The 15,060-nt window shown below is 68.0% G+C and carries 16 protein-coding genes and 1 pseudogene; 6 read left to right on the top strand and 11 right to left on the bottom strand.

Translation table 11 applies throughout. The features are described from left to right. Positions 1–2: 2 nt before the first annotated feature. From KRAD_RS25445 to KRAD_RS27875, 7 genes and pseudogenes are all read right to left on the bottom strand, one after another. Positions 3–332 carry a DUF4229 domain-containing protein gene (locus KRAD_RS25445; RefSeq protein WP_012001998.1) on the bottom strand — a complete coding sequence of 110 codons (330 nt, stop codon included), beginning with the start codon at positions 330–332 and terminating at the stop codon, positions 3–5. Then, a complete protein-coding gene (locus KRAD_RS22990) occupies positions 329–2,473 on the bottom strand; it encodes a bifunctional copper resistance protein CopD/cytochrome c oxidase assembly protein (RefSeq protein WP_041293776.1) in 2,145 nt (714 codons plus the stop codon). Before KRAD_RS22990 ends, KRAD_RS25445 begins: the two co-directional genes overlap by 4 nt. 71 nt (positions 2,474–2,544) lie before the next feature. Beyond that, positions 2,545–3,258, bottom strand: coding sequence for a copper resistance CopC family protein (locus tag KRAD_RS24815; RefSeq protein ID WP_049821572.1), 714 nt, complete (start codon positions 3,256–3,258; stop codon positions 2,545–2,547). Between the two features lie 124 nt (positions 3,259–3,382). Continuing rightward, on the bottom strand, positions 3,383–3,940 hold the full coding sequence (locus tag KRAD_RS26735) for a hypothetical protein (RefSeq protein WP_203417794.1): 558 nt from the start codon (positions 3,938–3,940) through the stop codon (positions 3,383–3,385). 234 nt (positions 3,941–4,174) lie between these two features. Then, positions 4,175–4,936: a hypothetical protein gene (locus KRAD_RS23005; protein WP_157874010.1), complete on the bottom strand. Its 762-nt coding sequence runs from the start codon at positions 4,934–4,936 to the stop codon at positions 4,175–4,177. A gap of 114 nt (positions 4,937–5,050) precedes the next feature. After that, the gene (locus tag KRAD_RS23010; RefSeq protein WP_083782378.1) at positions 5,051–6,046 is read right to left on the bottom strand and encodes a cation diffusion facilitator family transporter; all 996 of its coding nucleotides are present in this window, start codon (positions 6,044–6,046) and stop codon (positions 5,051–5,053) included. A gap of 185 nt (positions 6,047–6,231) precedes the next feature. Beyond that, positions 6,232–6,531 (bottom strand): annotated as a pseudogene (locus KRAD_RS27875) (ArsR/SmtB family transcription factor); the annotation flags it as partial. Between the two features lie 138 nt (positions 6,532–6,669). On the opposite strand from KRAD_RS27875, the gene KRAD_RS23020 reads away from it, so the two are divergent. Beyond that, complete coding sequence (locus KRAD_RS23020; protein ID WP_238985875.1) at positions 6,670–7,371, top strand: DsbA family protein; 702 nt, start codon at positions 6,670–6,672, stop codon at positions 7,369–7,371. A gap of 41 nt (positions 7,372–7,412) precedes the next feature. Beyond that, positions 7,413–8,006, top strand: coding sequence for a vitamin K epoxide reductase family protein (locus KRAD_RS23025; RefSeq protein WP_012001990.1), 594 nt, complete (start codon positions 7,413–7,415; stop codon positions 8,004–8,006). A 356-nt stretch (positions 8,007–8,362) separates the two neighbouring features. On the opposite strand, the gene ccsB is transcribed toward KRAD_RS23025, so the two are convergent. From ccsB to KRAD_RS23035, 3 genes are read right to left on the bottom strand one after another with little or no spacing between them, the layout of a single operon-like run. Further along, a complete protein-coding gene (ccsB, locus tag KRAD_RS23030) occupies positions 8,363–9,349 on the bottom strand; it encodes a c-type cytochrome biogenesis protein CcsB (protein ID WP_041293778.1) in 987 nt (328 codons plus the stop codon). 31 nt (positions 9,350–9,380) lie between these two features. Beyond that, entirely contained in the window at positions 9,381–9,521 is a 141-nt protein-coding gene (locus KRAD_RS26295; protein WP_157874012.1) for a hypothetical protein, read from the bottom strand. A 29-nt stretch (positions 9,522–9,550) separates the two neighbouring features. Beyond that, the gene (locus KRAD_RS23035; protein WP_049821573.1) at positions 9,551–10,153 is read right to left on the bottom strand and encodes a DUF305 domain-containing protein; all 603 of its coding nucleotides are present in this window, start codon (positions 10,151–10,153) and stop codon (positions 9,551–9,553) included. Positions 10,154–10,264: 111 nt separating this feature from the next. On the opposite strand from KRAD_RS23035, the gene KRAD_RS26300 reads away from it, so the two are divergent. Continuing rightward, complete coding sequence (locus KRAD_RS26300) at positions 10,265–10,516, top strand: hypothetical protein (RefSeq protein ID WP_157874013.1); 252 nt, start codon at positions 10,265–10,267, stop codon at positions 10,514–10,516. On the opposite strand, the gene KRAD_RS23040 is transcribed toward KRAD_RS26300, so the two are convergent. Further along, positions 10,450–11,091 carry a DUF3105 domain-containing protein gene (locus tag KRAD_RS23040; RefSeq protein ID WP_041293780.1) on the bottom strand — a complete coding sequence of 214 codons (642 nt, stop codon included), beginning with the start codon at positions 11,089–11,091 and terminating at the stop codon, positions 10,450–10,452. The genes KRAD_RS26300 and KRAD_RS23040 overlap by 67 nt on opposite strands. Positions 11,092–11,784: 693 nt before the next feature. Between KRAD_RS23040 and KRAD_RS25460 the strand changes: the two genes are divergently transcribed. The 3 genes from KRAD_RS25460 to KRAD_RS23050 all read left to right on the top strand — a co-directional run bounded on the left by KRAD_RS25460 (position 11,785) and on the right by KRAD_RS23050 (position 14,963). Further along, positions 11,785–12,210 (top strand): ArsR/SmtB family transcription factor, encoded by a 426-nt coding sequence (locus tag KRAD_RS25460; RefSeq protein ID WP_012001986.1) that lies wholly within the window; start codon positions 11,785–11,787, stop codon positions 12,208–12,210. A 480-nt stretch (positions 12,211–12,690) separates the two neighbouring features. Continuing rightward, positions 12,691–13,239, top strand: coding sequence for a signal peptidase II (locus KRAD_RS23045; protein ID WP_012001985.1), 549 nt, complete (start codon positions 12,691–12,693; stop codon positions 13,237–13,239). Positions 13,240–14,222: 983 nt separating this feature from the next. Next, complete coding sequence (locus tag KRAD_RS23050) at positions 14,223–14,963, top strand: M15 family metallopeptidase (protein ID WP_012001983.1); 741 nt, start codon at positions 14,223–14,225, stop codon at positions 14,961–14,963. Positions 14,964–15,060: the final 97 nt, after the last annotated feature.

Here is a 15,060-nt window from a genome sequence, read left to right on the forward strand (position 1 = left end):
GCTCAGCGTCCTTTCCGGGCATCATGGCGGCGCGTGTCGTCTCGCGTGTCGTCTCGCGTGTTGTCTTGCGTGTTGCCTCGCGTGTTGCCTCGCGTGTTGCCTTGTGCGCTGCGTCGCGTGTGGCGGCGGTCGATCCTCGTATCAATGCTTTGTACGAGGCGCTGAGCCACCCGGGCACGCTGAGCCCGCAAGAAGACAGCGGACAGGATCACCGACAGGACCGCGGCGCCGAGAACGGCGTAGGGAACGGGAACCTGCAGGAGAGACAAGACACCCAGCGGCAGCACGAAGAAGCCGGTGCGCAGTACCACCAAGGCGATGAACGGGTTCATGATGGACCTTCCGGAGGGTTACCGCGGCGGTGCAGTTGCTGCAGGTGCTCGTTATAGGCACGCAACTCGGCGTCTCCATCCCGATGAGCCTGCCGGTCGTAGCGACGGCGTTCCCGGCGATCGGACTGAATCCACCGCAACGCCAGGGCGGTACTCATCAGCGCCGCGGGATAGTCTCCCAGCGCCCAAGCCAGCGCACCGCCGCGGAACTGGTCCTGCTCCAGGGTTGGACCCCAGGTCCGGTTCAGGGAGGCGAACCAGTCTCGGCCGAAGACTTCGACGCTGCTCATCATGGCGATACCGACGAAAGCGTGGAACGCCAAGGACACCATGAGGATGATCATCCGAATGGGGTAGACGGGCCGCGGCGGGCCGGGATCGATTCCGCAGATCATCCACGAAAACACGTAGCCGGAGAGCAGGAAGTGCACCGTCATCAGCACATGGCCGGTGTGGGTCCGCAAGGCGATCTCGAACAGCGGTGAGTAGTAGAACACGACGGTTCCGGCGATGAAGATCACCGAGGCCACGACAGGATGGCCCATGATTTGCATCCACCGTGAGTGGACCAGCAGCAGTAGCCACTCCCGCGGGCCGCGGCTACCGTCGCGCCGGACGGGCAGGGTCCGCAGCGCCAGGGTGATGGGTGCACCCAGCACGAGCAGGAACGGGACCACCATGGCGATGGTCATGTGCTCGACCATGTGCATGCTAAACAGCACGCGGCCGTAGACCCCCGGTGCGCCACTGGTGGTCCACACCAGCAGCGCACATCCCAGCAGCCAGAAGATGGCCCGCCCTACCGGCCAGCGGTCCCCCCGACGGTGCAGCAGCCACACCGCCCGGATGTACCAGCCGGCCAGGACGAGAGCGGCGACGAACCACAACAGGTTCAAGCGCCACTGGGTGAACCACTCCACCGTCGTCAGCGCCGGCGGCATCGGGTACCCCAGCAGCGTCTCGGTGTCGGCGCCTCCCGCGCTGGTGTCGGCTGCGGTCGGCGAGGTCCGCGACAGAGCCACCCCCAGGCCGGCGGCTACGGCCAAGACCGACAACTCCCCCAGCGCCACCAGCGTGAAGGCCCGCCCCGCCTCCAGCCGTCCTGCGCGCAGCGAGGTAAGCACCCGCCGCCGCTGGTACCAGCCCAGCAGCCCCAGCACGGCCAGGCACGCGGTCTTAGCCGCCAGGAGCGCCCCGTAGGTGCTCAGCAGCTGGGCAACGCCTGGGACCCGGACGAGGGCTCCCACCACACCGGAGACCGCGACCAGCACGAAGCACCAGCCGGCCAGCGACGAGAAGCGAGCCAGCACAGCAGCGAACTGATCGACGTAGTGCTTGCGTACCAGCGCGAGGCCAGCCAGTCCCCCGGTCCACACGCTGAGACCCACGACGTGAGCGAACTGCACGTCCACCGCTGCGCTGTGGTTGGCAGCGGAGGCGCTGTGCCCGGTCAAGGCCAGCGGGAACACTCCCACAACAGCCAGCACCGCCAGCAGACCCACACTCGTCAACCGGGTGGCCAGTGCGCACCCGGTCGCGATGAGCGCGGCTACCCCTGTACTCACCGCCAGCGACCGACCGAGGTCGAACTGCCCGACGAAGAGGAACAGGCCCTCCCCGGTGACGCCGGAGACCGGTACAGCGGCCACGTCGGCGTAGGTCAAGACCACGGTGGCAACGCCGCTGAACGTCCACAGCAGCGCTGCGGCACCAGCCCACCGCACTAGCCGGCCACGTTGAGCATCGAGCGCGCCGTCGGCTTGCTGCTGTCCTCGCTCGTACCGCTGTTCCGAACCTTGAAGCTGTTCCGCATCTCGTAGCTGCTCACGGTCTCGCGGCTGCTCACGGTCTCGCAGCTGCTCCCGGTCTCGCAGCTGCTCCCGGTCTCGCTGTCGCCGGGGGTGTGAGGGACTGCGCTGCCCAGGCAACACTGTGGCAGCCACGACCAGGCAGCCCAGTGTGAGAGCAATGCCCACGTCCATCAAGCCCCGCATCGCCGGCAGCGTCCAGCGCACGCCCGCCCCTGGATCACCCAGACCGCTGCTAGGCGCGTCCAGCTCCCCGGTGCCCGCAAGAAGGCCGACGGTCAGCAGCGGAACGATCAGCACGAGGACGGGAGCAGCAATCCACGTCAACGCCACGTTGCGCGCTGCCTCACCGGAGGACCTAGGGGCCTTAGGGGCTCCAGACGTTCCTGAGGTGGCCGCGATGCTCATGACCGCCCTCGCCGTCGACGGGCGATCACGACGATGATCCCTGCCACGATGCCGGCGATCCCGGCAAGGACGGTGGGCAGGGTGAGGGCCGGCAGGCCACCTGATCCGGTGCTGGGGTCCTCAGCGCTTCCCTTCGTTGTGCTGACGGTCGCGTCGGGGACGGTAGTCGGTGTGATCTGCGCCGATGACGGAGTGTCGGGGGAAGTCAGTGACTCGGGGCTCGGCGGCGCCTCCTGGGTGGTGCCGGCGACAGGGGCGGTAGCGGCAGCGGTGGTGCCCCCGACGGGCGCATCCGGAACGCCGTTGACCGAGAAGGTCACCGCGCCGGAGATGGGGTGACCATCGGCGGAAACGACGCGGTAGTCGACCCGCCACGAAGTCAAACCGCCCGCCTCTGCGGCGGCGTTGGTCTGAGCGGGCACCGTGAGGACGACTGTCGCTTCCTCCACCGTGGCGGAGACCGGGGCCGGGTCTGCGGAGCCGATGGTGACGGCACCGTCGACGTACTGCGGCTCCACCTCTTCGTTGAAGACCAGGTTTACCTGGTCCGGGGCGGCGGTGAGGGTCGAGCCGTTGGCCGGGTCGCTGCTCCTGAGGGCACTGTGCGCGTTGGCTGCGGTGGCGGTGAGCGCCGGGAGCGCGGCGCCGAGCAAGACGGCCGCACTCAGCCGGCGCAGGATGATCCCGCGGTCTCGTGCGGGGCGGCTCATACGAACGTATGGGGAGTGTTTAGGGGGCATGGTTCTGCTTCCTGACTGCTCTGGTCCTCGCCGGAGGCGGGAAGCGCAGCCTGGGGTCGATGGGCGAAAGCTCACGCGGCGTGACGCGGCGTAGTCACGGCCGCTGCCAGGGCTCGGCGGTTTCAACGGTCCGATCACGTTCAGGGAATGGCTTGTGGTGGTCGTCCTCAGGGCCATGACGGGGCGGGGCGGCGTCATCCTCATCGAGCGATGTGGTCCCGGTCGGCACACCAGGGTGGTCGCCTTCCGCCGCGAGCTCGGTCGCGGCTTCAGGATGAGCCCCGCCTTCAGCCTCACCCACGGTCGCAGCCGGGGTCTCACCCACGCGCGCCGCCTCGCCGTCAGCCTCGGCTCTATCCTCGCCTTCGACCTCGGCCCTACCCCTGGCCTCGGCCCTGTCTTGGGCCTCGGCCTCGGCTTGCAAGCGTGCGCGGTGGTTCACTCGTTGTACTCGTCGAGCCATGCTGCGGCCCAGGAAGTAGACCGCGACGGCGGACAAGAACAGGGTCAGGAAGCCCCAGAGACCCGGGGTCACCAGGTCGGCATCCACCTCGGGTGTGGTCGTGGGCGTGTCCGCGTGGGGTGAGGGCAGCGGGGAGCCGGCGAAGAGGAACGCCGCTGTCGTCACCACGACCGATGACGTCACGAACACCGAGCACCTGCAGTGTGGAGAAAGTGAGCCGGGCGCTGCAGCTGCTGAGCCGGCGGGTGCGACGGTTGAGGGTGCTGAGGGGTGGGCCACGGGGTCGCTGGGCTGGTCATGAACGTGGGTCTCGACTCTCCGGTTCGGGTGTGGGGGAAGCGCGCATGCGCCATGGCGACCCGACAGCTCGAAAAGACGATCCGGATGAAGACCTGCTGGTGCAGGACAGGTCGCCTGAGCTGTTCAGACCGCGCTGAGGAACCAGGAGGAGACCGGGGGTCCGCGACGGCGACGTCGTCGCCCCATCCGTTGCAGCACCGGTGCTGCCAGGACGGTTTCAATGCAACTGGCGCGCATACGCCACGGGTAGTCCGAGGCGCCCAGGAGCAGCATGCAGAGGGGACGTAGCCAGGTCCACACGTGCCACAGCGCCCGCTCCAGACCGGCCAGCGCAATGATCGTCAAGACGGTGGCCGTGATGTGCAGGAGGAGCATCACCGCTGCGGCCGCTGAACCAAAGCCAGGATGAGGGGCCAGCGCACTAAGACCGGCGTCGGTCGAGGGGCCAGAAAAGGGGACATTCAGGAGGGAGGTGCCCGACCAGGGGGTGGACGCCGTGAAGGACGAAGGCGAGAGCTGGACAGCGTTCGACCCATGCAGGTGCCCGCCGTGATCGGCAGCTAGAACGGCCTCGAGGTGGGAGGTCGTTGACGCGGTTGCGTGCCCACCCAGTGCGGCGAAGAGCTGATGCAACAGCATCTGCAGGCCGGTCTGCAGCAAGGCGGTGACGCGGCCACTGATCGAGCGGCCCGTCAGGACGTAGGCCAGGCATGCGACCGGGATGGCTAGCGGTAGCAGGAGAGCCGTGGGCGGGAGGCGACCACCGGCCGCGGTGTGAGCCAAAGACGCCAAAGCGAAGGTGATGACGACCAACAGGCCGGTGCGGAAGATGCGCAACGGCCCGTGGGCGGGTGACTCCACCATGGTGTGCTCCGGGCTGCCCACGGCGAGCCACCGGTGCTCAGGGGCGTGGTCACGGGGGTGCATCGGTGCTCATCAATACTTGCTGGGTCCGTGCGCGCTGACTCAGTACTCGCTGCGTCACGGCCCTCATCATGATCATGAGTGGGCGCCCACCTCATGCCCGCGGTGAGAGGCGGGTTCGAGCTGGAAGGTGGAGTGTTCGACCGCAACCTCGAAGTGCTCGGCGACGCAGGCCTGCAGCTCGTCGAGCACCTGCGGGCAGTGCCCGTCGACGAAGCAGTGGTCCTCCACGACGACGTGCGCACTGAGAACGGGCAGCCCGGTGGCGATCTGGGAGGCGTGCAGGTCGTGGACTGCGCGTACGTGCGGCAGCTCCTCCAGGTGGCGTCGCACATCGTCGAGGTCCAGCCCGCGCGGGGTGGACTCCAGCAAGACCTCAACGGTCTCACGCAACAGCTTCAGGGTGCGCGGGATGATGAGCACACCGATGAGCAGAGAAACGACAGCGTCAGCGCGCGTCCAGCCGGTGGTGGCGATGACGATGGCCGCGATGATGACCGCCAGCGACCCGAGCGCGTCGTTGAGCACCTCCAGGAACGCTGCTCGCATGTTCATGGTGTTCCCACGGGCGGTGTAGATCACCGCGAGGGAGGCGATGTTCGCCAGCAAACCGATGACACCGAAGATGATCATCGTGCCTGAGCCGACTTCCGGCGGCTCGAGCAGTCGCCGGACGCCCTCGACGATGACGAACACCCCCACGGCCAGCAGCACACTGGCCTGCAAAGCTGCCGCGAGCACCTCGGCACGGCGGAAGCCCCACGTCCGCTGCGCGGTCGGTGGGCGCATCGCCAGCGTGGCCGCGAAGTAGGCGATGAGCAGGCCGGCCGCATCGGTGAGCATGTGACCTGCATCGGCGAGCAGGGCCAGGCTGCCCGAGATGAGCGCCCCGATGACCTCGGCGACCAGAACCGTCGACGTCAGACACAATGCGATCAGCAGGCGGCGGCGATCCAAGCCGGCCAGCTCCGCATGCCCGTGACCGTGCCCATGACCCTCGCCGGGACCCCCACCAGGACCGCTGCTGTGACTAGTGGCGGCATGCTGCGCGTGCGGGCCGGTCTCGCTCATGTCGGCCGCATCAGAAGTGGGGTTCACCGCTGTCTCCCGATGAGACGTAGCGCAGGAGCGCTGAATCCATCAGTGGGGTCAGGCTGGAGGTCGTCGGTGCTACTGCGCTCATCAGCAGCGCCGTGGGTAGGGGGGTTTTGATCAAGTGATTGCTGCTGCAAGGTCGGCGGCTCAGTGCGGGGAAGGGGCTCGTGGCCTGGGGTGCCGACCAGGATGAGGCCCAGGAGGTCTGACAAGGCGTGGGCCAGTCGCATGTCGGCCAGCTCATAGCGTTGCCGGCGTCCCTGAGGCACCGCGACGACGAGACCACAATCGCGTAAGCAGGCCAGGTGGTTGGACATGCTTTGGCGTGAGACGCCCAGGCGCAGGGCGAGGTCGCTGGAGAACTCAGGTGCTTGTCGCAAGGCGAGCAGGACGCGGGCCCTGGTGGGGTCGCTGAGGGCGTGACCGAAGCGGGCGAGCACTTCCCCATCGCGCAGCAGCATGCTCACCACACTACAGCGACGGGTGGATCCACTCAACACTGTCACGAGTGCTGAAGTTCACATCGCCGCAGCGATGGCCGCTGCGACGTCCATGCCAGGATTGATGAACCCCACGACGGAGGATCCGTGTCCCGCAATGTGAAGATCTCGAGCCTGCTCGGCCTGGGTGTCGTTCTCGTTCTCATCGCTGCCTTCGCCTGGTCCGCCAGTACAGGCCGGGCCCAAACCGTGAAGCCCGCACCACCGGCCACCGCCGTTGCCGCCGTCGACCCCCAGGTGGTGCGCGCGGACAGCCATGTCCTGGGTGAGCGGGGTTCGACCGGGGTCACCGTGGTGGAGTTCCTGGACTTCGAGTGCGAGGGCTGCCTGGCCGCCTACCCGTTGGTCGAACGACTGCGACAGCAGTACGCCGGGCGGGTTACCTTCGTCGCCCGGTACTTTCCCCTGCCTGGTCACGCCAACGCCATGAACGCGGCCCTTGCTGTCGAGGCTGCCGCTCAGCAGGGCCGTTTCGAGGCGATGTACCAGCGCATGTACCAGACGCAGGGCGAGTGGGGTGAACAGCAGGTCTCCGCCGCCGCGACCTTCCGCGGCTACGCCGACAGCTTGGGCCTGGACCTGGGTGCCTACGACAGAGCGGTGAACGACCCCGCGACCCGGGAACGGATCGAGAAGGATGTCGCGGATGGCCTCGGCCTGGGCCTGGAAGGAACCCCGACGTTCTACCTCGACGGTCAGCGTCTGGAGCCGACCTCCGAGCAGGACTTCCTCGACGCGATCGAGCGGGCTGTCACAGCAGCCGAGTCGACCGTAGCACCGGCACCTTTGCCGGCGCCGTGAGTACCCCCACAACGACCCGGTCGACGGGGCCTCGCCGGACAGTGGGCCGCCGCGAACCCGGTCTGCTGCTGTTCGTCTGCGGGCTCATCGGGGTGAGTGCGGCTTTTGCCCTGATGGTCGAGAAGATCCAATTGCTGCAAGACCCCGCCTACGTGCCGTTGTGCAGCGTCAACGCGCTGCTCAGCTGCACATCGGTCATGACCAGTGACCAGGCGGAGGTCTTCGGGTTCCCCAATCCACTGCTGGGGCTCATCGGCTTCGCGGTGATTGCAGCGGCGGGCGGCGGGCTGTTGGCCGGGGCCTCGTACCGTACCTGGTTCTGGGTGGGGCTGCAGATCGGTGTCAGTGCCGCGTTCGTCTTCGTGCATTGGCTGATCGTGCAGAGCGTGTACAGCATCGGCGCCCTGTGTCCGTATTGCCTTCTCGTGTGGATCGTCACCGCACCGGTGTTCTGGTACACGACCCTGCGCAACGTCTCCGTGTGGGCGGCGGATGCACCCCGCCCACAGCGACGGCACGCGGTGGTGAGGCTGGCCCAGGAGTTCCACTCCGTGCCCTTGGTGATCTGGTACCTCGCGGTACTGGTAGTCGTCGCCCTGCGGTTCTGGAACCAGGCATTGGGAATGGTTCTCTAGGTCGGTGGGCTGCTGGCGGACGGGTACCCCCACGTCGGGCAGGACTATCATTCGGCGGACTGTTGGTGAGAACTCAAGCGGGCGTCGGGCCCCTACGGCGGAGCACTAGCCCCTCCCATTGCCTGAGATCGACATCACTGGCTGCGATCGCGGCATGCTGACCCACCTGATAATTGGCCGCGGTGATCGCGGTGAGTGTCACGCAGCGCATTCACCATCCGGGGAGGGTTCGACCGCGCGCTGGGCCGGCGCGGGCAGGGGACTGCGGAGGCGCACGATAATCGCTGCTGCCCGGCGAGAAGACCCACCTCGCAGTCTCCTAGCCCTTTCCCCGCCGTTTCCTGAGTCGCCGCTGGTCAGACCCCCGCGTAGGAGTGCAGGCCGGGGAAGAAGATGTTCACCACGAGGTAGTTGAACAGCATGCACGCGAAGGCCAGGACCGACAGCCACGCGGCGCGGCGGCCGTCCCAGCCGCGGGTGGCGCGGGCGTGCAGGTAGCAGGCGTAGACGACCCAGATGACGAACGTCCACACCTCCTTGGAGTCCCAGTTCCAGTAGCGGTTCCAGGCGACCTGCGCCCACACCGCCCCGGCGATGAGGGTGAACGTCCACATGACGAACGCGACGGCGTTGAGGCGGAACGCGGTGCGCTCCAGCTCCACCGACCCCGGCAGGGCGTCCATGAAGACCCCGCCGGCGCGCTTCCCGGCCGCGGTGACCCGGTCCCGCTTCTCCTGGACCAGCTGCAGCACCGTCGCGGAGAACCCCAGCGTCGACAGCGCCGTGGCGAGGATCGCGACGAACACGTGGATGATCAGCCAGTAGCTGTCCAGCGCCGGGACGAGCTGCGCGGCCTCGACGTAGAGCTTGACCAGCGCGATCCCCAGGGTCACCAGGACCGGCCCGGCCACGAAGGTGCCGAGGTAGCGGGCGTCGCGGCCCCCGCCGAGGCCGGCGCGGTGGGCCCGGACGACGGCGACGAGGTAGGCCAGCGCCACGACGAGGGTCCCGGTGAGGGCGAACTCGAACATGTTGCCCCACGGCACGCGGTGCACCGAGACGCCGCGGGAGACCACCGAGCCCAGGTGCAGCAGCGCCCCGAGGGCGAACAGCGACGTCCCGACCGCGGCCGCGCGGCGGCGGCGGGCGGTGATCGGCTTCTCGAGGGTCGTGGTGGAGCCGCCGGCCGCGGCCTGCTCCCGGCGCCGCGCCTCGCGGGCCTTGATCTCCTTGCCGCCGTCGGCGAGGTCGCCGGCGTAGGCGACGAAGGAGAACAGGTAGGCGGTCATGGCGCCGTAGAGCAGCAGGTTGCTGATCTGGGCGATGTTCTCGTCGACGGTCATCTTCTCTCCTTCGCACAGACCCGACCCCACGTCATGTGCACTTCGATCCTGTGGTGGCGCGCGGGCCGCTCTCGATGTCCTCGTGGATGTCCTCATCCACGTTCCTGCCGATGTCGACGCCGATGTCGACGCTGACACTCGCATGGACGCCGCCACCGGTGCTTCGGTCCACGCCCACCGCTGGCTGATGTCTTGATCCGCTCAAGCACTGGCTAGGGGGCCACCGCGTGCGGTGAGCATCTGCTGCAGCACGGTAATTTCTGCGTTCTGGGAAGCTGCGATGGTCTCAGCGAGCCGCCGCACGACGACCGTTTCGGCCTGCTTGGCAGCGACCTCCGCCATGGTGACTGCGCCCCGGTGGTGCGGGATCATCAACTGCAGGTAGAAGCGTTCGGCCTCGACGCCGTTCAGGCCCGCCAGACGCTGCAGGTCCGCCTCGCTGGCCATCCCCGGCATCCCCGGCATCCCCGGCATCCCCGGCATCCCTGTGCTTGTGGTCTCTGTCGGTGCGGGCGCTGCCCCCGCCCCGGCCATAGTGTGTCCAGCCATCGGCGCATGCGGCATCCACTGCATAGGCGCCGCAGCGCCGCTTTGCGCAACGCCCCAGTCAGCCAACCACCCATACATCTGGCCAGCCTGCTGCTGCTGGGTCAGCATCACATCCAGCGCCAGGGTCCTCACCTCAGGGTCAGCGCTGCGGTCCCGCACGAGCACGGACATCTGCACCGCCTGGCCGTGATGCTCCCGCATGTCGCGAGAAAACCCCACATCGACCGAGCCCTCCACGGGCGCCGCTGCGCTCACCGGCGCATTCGACCGACCCCACCACACCCCCGCACTTCCCCCGACAGCAGCGGCCAGCAGCGCTACGGTCACTAGAACCGCGACACCTCGCACCTTGCGGTCAGGTGCCGAGTGGCCGCTGGGCTCCTGCTGTCGGTCTCCGCCCCGACCGCCATCGTCTCGACCGCCAGCATGGTGACCGCCGACATGACGACCATCGACGAGACGACCGTCCCCGCTGTGGTCACCCTCATCACGATCGTCCTCGTCGTGATCGTCGTGATCGTCGTGATCGTCGTCGACTGCAGGCGGGACGGTCATGACATCGCGCCTGCGCCGCCACTGCAGGGCGCTCCTGGTTCAGGTGTCTGGGGACCCTGCTGATACTTGCGCACGAACGTGGCCAGGCGAGGGTCGCCAGCATCGTCAAGACTGATTTGCGCACCCCAGGCGCTGACGGCGATGGGTGAGGGCAACTCTTGCACCGGGGAAAGCAACACATAGCTGTTGCCCTCGGCCAACGCGCTCAACCGCTGCACTTGATCAGCCGGCAGGTCAGATCGGTAGCCGATCCACACCGCCCCGTGCTCCAGGGAGTGCACCGCCTCGGTGGGCTGAACCGCGTCGGCGTAGACACCACAGTCAGTCCATACCGGGGCGTGATCCCCCCCGACCGGCAGAGCCTGCGGATAGGCGACCGGCGTCGTCACATGGTTCCTCGACAGCTCCGAAAAGGTCTGCACCCCCTCGATCGGGGCGTTGGCAGTTGCCGCCTCCTGCGCCTGCTGGCGCTGCTCACGCACGATGGGCACAGCCACAGCCGCCACCAACCCAACGGCGATCACGGCGGCTGCTGCGATGAGCAGCGCAGCGCGGCGCCGCTCCCCGCGCCGCACCCGCGCCCGCATCTGAGCCGCACGCGTACGGCGGGCCTGCTCCCGGACCTCGCGCTCACTCATATCGCTCCCTCTGCTCCTACCAACCAGCTCGGCATCAGCGCACCGGCAGCGGCACAACACAAAAGCTCCCGAACGCCCCCACAGACCCGCACAGCTTCAGCCGCACGCCATGCATCACCATGAGGCCAGTGCCGACAATGACGACCCTCACTGAGCCGGCCGTCCGCCCGCCCGCACCAGCCCACCCGCGCTTCCCTCGTGCGCGTTAACGACTTACTGTAGTACTTCGATGCGACGCTTGCGCCACCTAGCGCTTACGCCGAGCCGCGGCCGCCCAGCTTCCTCCGGTAGCTCGGCTCAGCACACCAACGATTGGCAAGGTCAGAATCTCAGAATGAGAATCAGACTGAGAAACGGGGTAGCCGCTGTCGCATCCAGCGGTGGATGCACTACGCAGGTCGCATACATCCTCCACGGTCTAAGGCTCTAGCTATCCCCAAGACACCAGGCCGTCCTGCAAGAGGAGGCACGCCGAATGGCCAGCCTCCGCCGAGTTCACGGCTCGCACTCCCTCGGCCACCCCGTACCGGGCGGACGCGTCGAGATGCGCACCCCAAAGAAGTGCTACCCGATTCAACGGGTTCGATCGCTGACCGTCGCTTCCCGTTGGTCCCTGCCGCTCACCGCGGCCGGTGATGGTGGCCACCGACGTGGTAGACCCCAACTGTGCGCTAGAGGCGCTAGCATCGCTTTGTGGCGATAAGTGGCGCGGTCCTCAAGGCGCCGACCCATCCCTCCACCGCACCGCCGGCGGCGGCGGCACTGTTCCGTTCGATTGGTGAACCGGCCCGTCTGGCGCTACTGCTGCGGCTGGCGCAGGGTGAAGCACGCGTAGGCGAGCTCGTGGCTGCTGTCGGTCTAGCGCAGTCGACGGTCTCGGCGCATCTGCACTGCCTGCGTGAGTGCGGGCTGGTCGCCTCCCGGCCAGAGGGGCGGGCCTCGGTGTTCTCCCTGACTTGCGCTCCCGAGCTGGCGGCGTTACTCAGCGCTGCCGAGCAACTGCTGATTACGACGGGGGATGCGGTTGAGCTGTGCCCTACCCATGGCACCAAGGTCGCTACGCGCCGGCGAAACATCCAACAGGACGTGCAGGGGAGAACATCGGCACTCGGGCGCTGAGCACCGTGGAGGTGAAGCAACTGGCCCGCCGCGAACTGCGCACGCGCCGTCGATCATGACCTCTAACATTCCTAGAAGAACACGGGCGATCGTCGTAGTCTGGTTACGCGGGCTGGTCCGCCTGGTCGGGTTTGAGCTGCAATCCGGCACCGAGTCCAGCACGGGGGTGCTGGCGGGCTTACGCCTGGCCGCCCGGCTACGCCACGGCAAAGGCCTTAGTGCTCGAGAAAGCCCAGCGAGGCCGAGGACGCCAGGGAGCAGGGCATGGCGCAGGGTGGGTATCCGATGAGGCGAGCGGCCCATCCTGGCCGATGCCTCCGTGACCGGAACCGGCGTACTGCTGAGCATCCTTAACCGGTGCGCCTGGGAAGGCGAACTCATCGAGGACGAGAAAGATGACAGCGGCAATGACGATGACGGCAGAGCTAGAGATGGGACAACGATGACTGACGGCAGCGCTTCCTTGCGTAGGGCTTGGACGTGACCCGCTCGGTTCGCAGAGTTCATGGGGCTGATGGGGTTCGCGCCGGGCGCCGGCGCATCGGGGTCTACGCCGGGGCTGCGGGGATTGCCGCTGCGGCCTGGGGCGTGAAGACCTGGGCGGAGCGCGACCTATCCAGCGCCGGGCGCGATGACGGACTGCTACAACTGCGCCTGACCTACAACCCCGGCGCCGCCTTCAGCCTCGGCGCCGACCATCCCACCTTGGTGGTGGTGGTCACCGGCGTGCTGTGCGCAGCGATCGCGGTGGCAGCCTGGTGGGCCGCCGCTCACCGGCCCCCTCTGCAGCTGGCCGGACTGGCCGCCGTGCTCGGCGGAGCAGTGGCCAACCTTAGCGATCGCCTCGACGATGGCGTGGTCACTGACTACCTCCACTCTGGCTGGTGGCCCACCTTCAACCTGCCCGACGTCGCCATCGTCGTCGGCGCCGCCCTGCTCGTACTGGCCGAGTTCCGCCGGACTCCCGCCGCCGACGCCCGCCCTGACACCGCGCCCGACCGCGCCGCCCCGGGCTCCGAATCACCATGACACCCATAACCACCGTCCACCAGGTAGAGCGTCGCCATCAGCGGGAGCAGTTCCAGCGTTAGCCGCCGAACCCAAAGCTGTAGCAAACTCTCAACGCGCCGCCTACGCGCCATGGGACCTGAACGGCGTTCAGCCGCAACCAGAACGTGGTGACGCACTGTAGCCGCAGCCCCTGGGCCGCCGGGGTGCTGCGGCCGACGCGTCCTACGGCGGGCGCGTACTTCCTGGCGCTTTCCCGACCGCAGCACGATCTTGGTCTCCTCAACTGGCTGTGCTCCTCCCGGAACTCCAGCATTCGCAACGCCGCCGGCCCCTGCAGACCTGGATGCACATGGAGGTCAGGCAAGGCTACTTACAACTGCGACGAGAGCACGACGGGTACTGAAGCGCCCGCCGGTGGGGGTCCCGACGCCCACGCTGATGAGGACGCTCACGCGGACGGAGTGGCTCCCGTGAAGCAGGCCCCCGCCTCGGCAGCAACATCCGATGATGATCACGCCCACTGATGTAGGGAACCTTCGGTATCATCTCAGCGCGCCGCACGGAGACATCAGCCCCGCCCCGGCCAAGCCGTCTCAGTGCAGCCCACTGGTGCATCACCCAGGCCCATCGATGTGATCATTCACCGCCCTCTTCCGTCGTCCCGCCGGCGGCGACCAACAGCCGGCTGCGCTGGCAGGCACCACCAGCATCCCCAGGCTGCTAACAATGGGTGCGGTAAAGCCATCGGCCCGCCCGGTACCTTGCGAAAGCGCGCGGCTGTGGTCAGGTGGTCTTGCACCATCAAATTCAACAATCAGGATCGGCCGCAGCAGGCGCTGTCATCATCGATTGCCAGCAGCCTCGTCTGCCGCCTCAGCCGGTGGAGGCCTCAAGGTGCGGACGGCTCCGGTCGAGGCATGCCAGGGTGACGGCGTGCCGGTGAGGCGGCATGTCGGCGCTGGGACGAACGAGTGGCCGGTACCTGACCAGGGAGGTGGACGATGGACGGCATCAGCAGCGTCACGTCGCGCATCGCGGAGATCCAGGCGCTCATCGGCTCGCTGCAGCCGGCGGCGCCGGTGAGGGTGCTGGGCACCACCTCCGGCGCGGCCGTGAACGGGACCGCTGCCGCCCGGAACGGCCTCAGCAGCGGCGCGAGCACCGGCCGAAGCGGCGACGCGTCGGGGTTGACCTTCGCGTCGGCGTTGTCGCAGAGCATCGCCACCCGCACCAGCAGCGGGGGCCTGCTCAACGGCGTTCCCTCCGCGGCGAGCGCGGGAACGGTGAGCGCAGCGGCCGGAGGTGTCTCCTCCACGGGTGCCCGCTCGACCGTCGGCCTGCGCACCGCGGACGGAGTGCCGCTGGCCCTGGCCGGGTACGGCAACGGCAAGGTCCCCGCCGCCGCGTTGAGCAGCATCGGTCAGGGCTCGCACACGATGTGGGCACCGGCTGCGCAGGCCTACCAGCAGCTGCGCGCCGCCGCCGCCCGCGACGGCATCACCATCAAGGCCACCGACTCCTACCGCTCCTACGAGCAGCAGGTCGACCTGGCGCGACGCAAGGGCCTGTACTCCCAGGGCGGACTCGCGGCCAAACCCGGCACCAGCGAGCACGGGTGGGGCCTGAGCCTGGACCTGGACCTGAGCCCGAAGGCCTTGAACTGGATGCGCACCCACTCGAAGGAGTACGGCTTCGCGGAGAACGTGCCCCGCGAGCCGTGGCACTGGACCTTCACCCCCTGACCCACTCATTCCACCCACCCGTCGGCGTTACCGCTGCTGGGCCCGGCTCGCCCTGGCTCCTGTGCCTGCCCGACGTGCAGTCACCGGTGCGCGGCCA

It is taken from the genome of Kineococcus radiotolerans SRS30216 = ATCC BAA-149, from assembly GCF_000017305.1.
In the GTDB taxonomy this organism is placed as follows: domain Bacteria; phylum Actinomycetota; class Actinomycetes; order Actinomycetales; family Kineococcaceae; genus Kineococcus; species Kineococcus radiotolerans.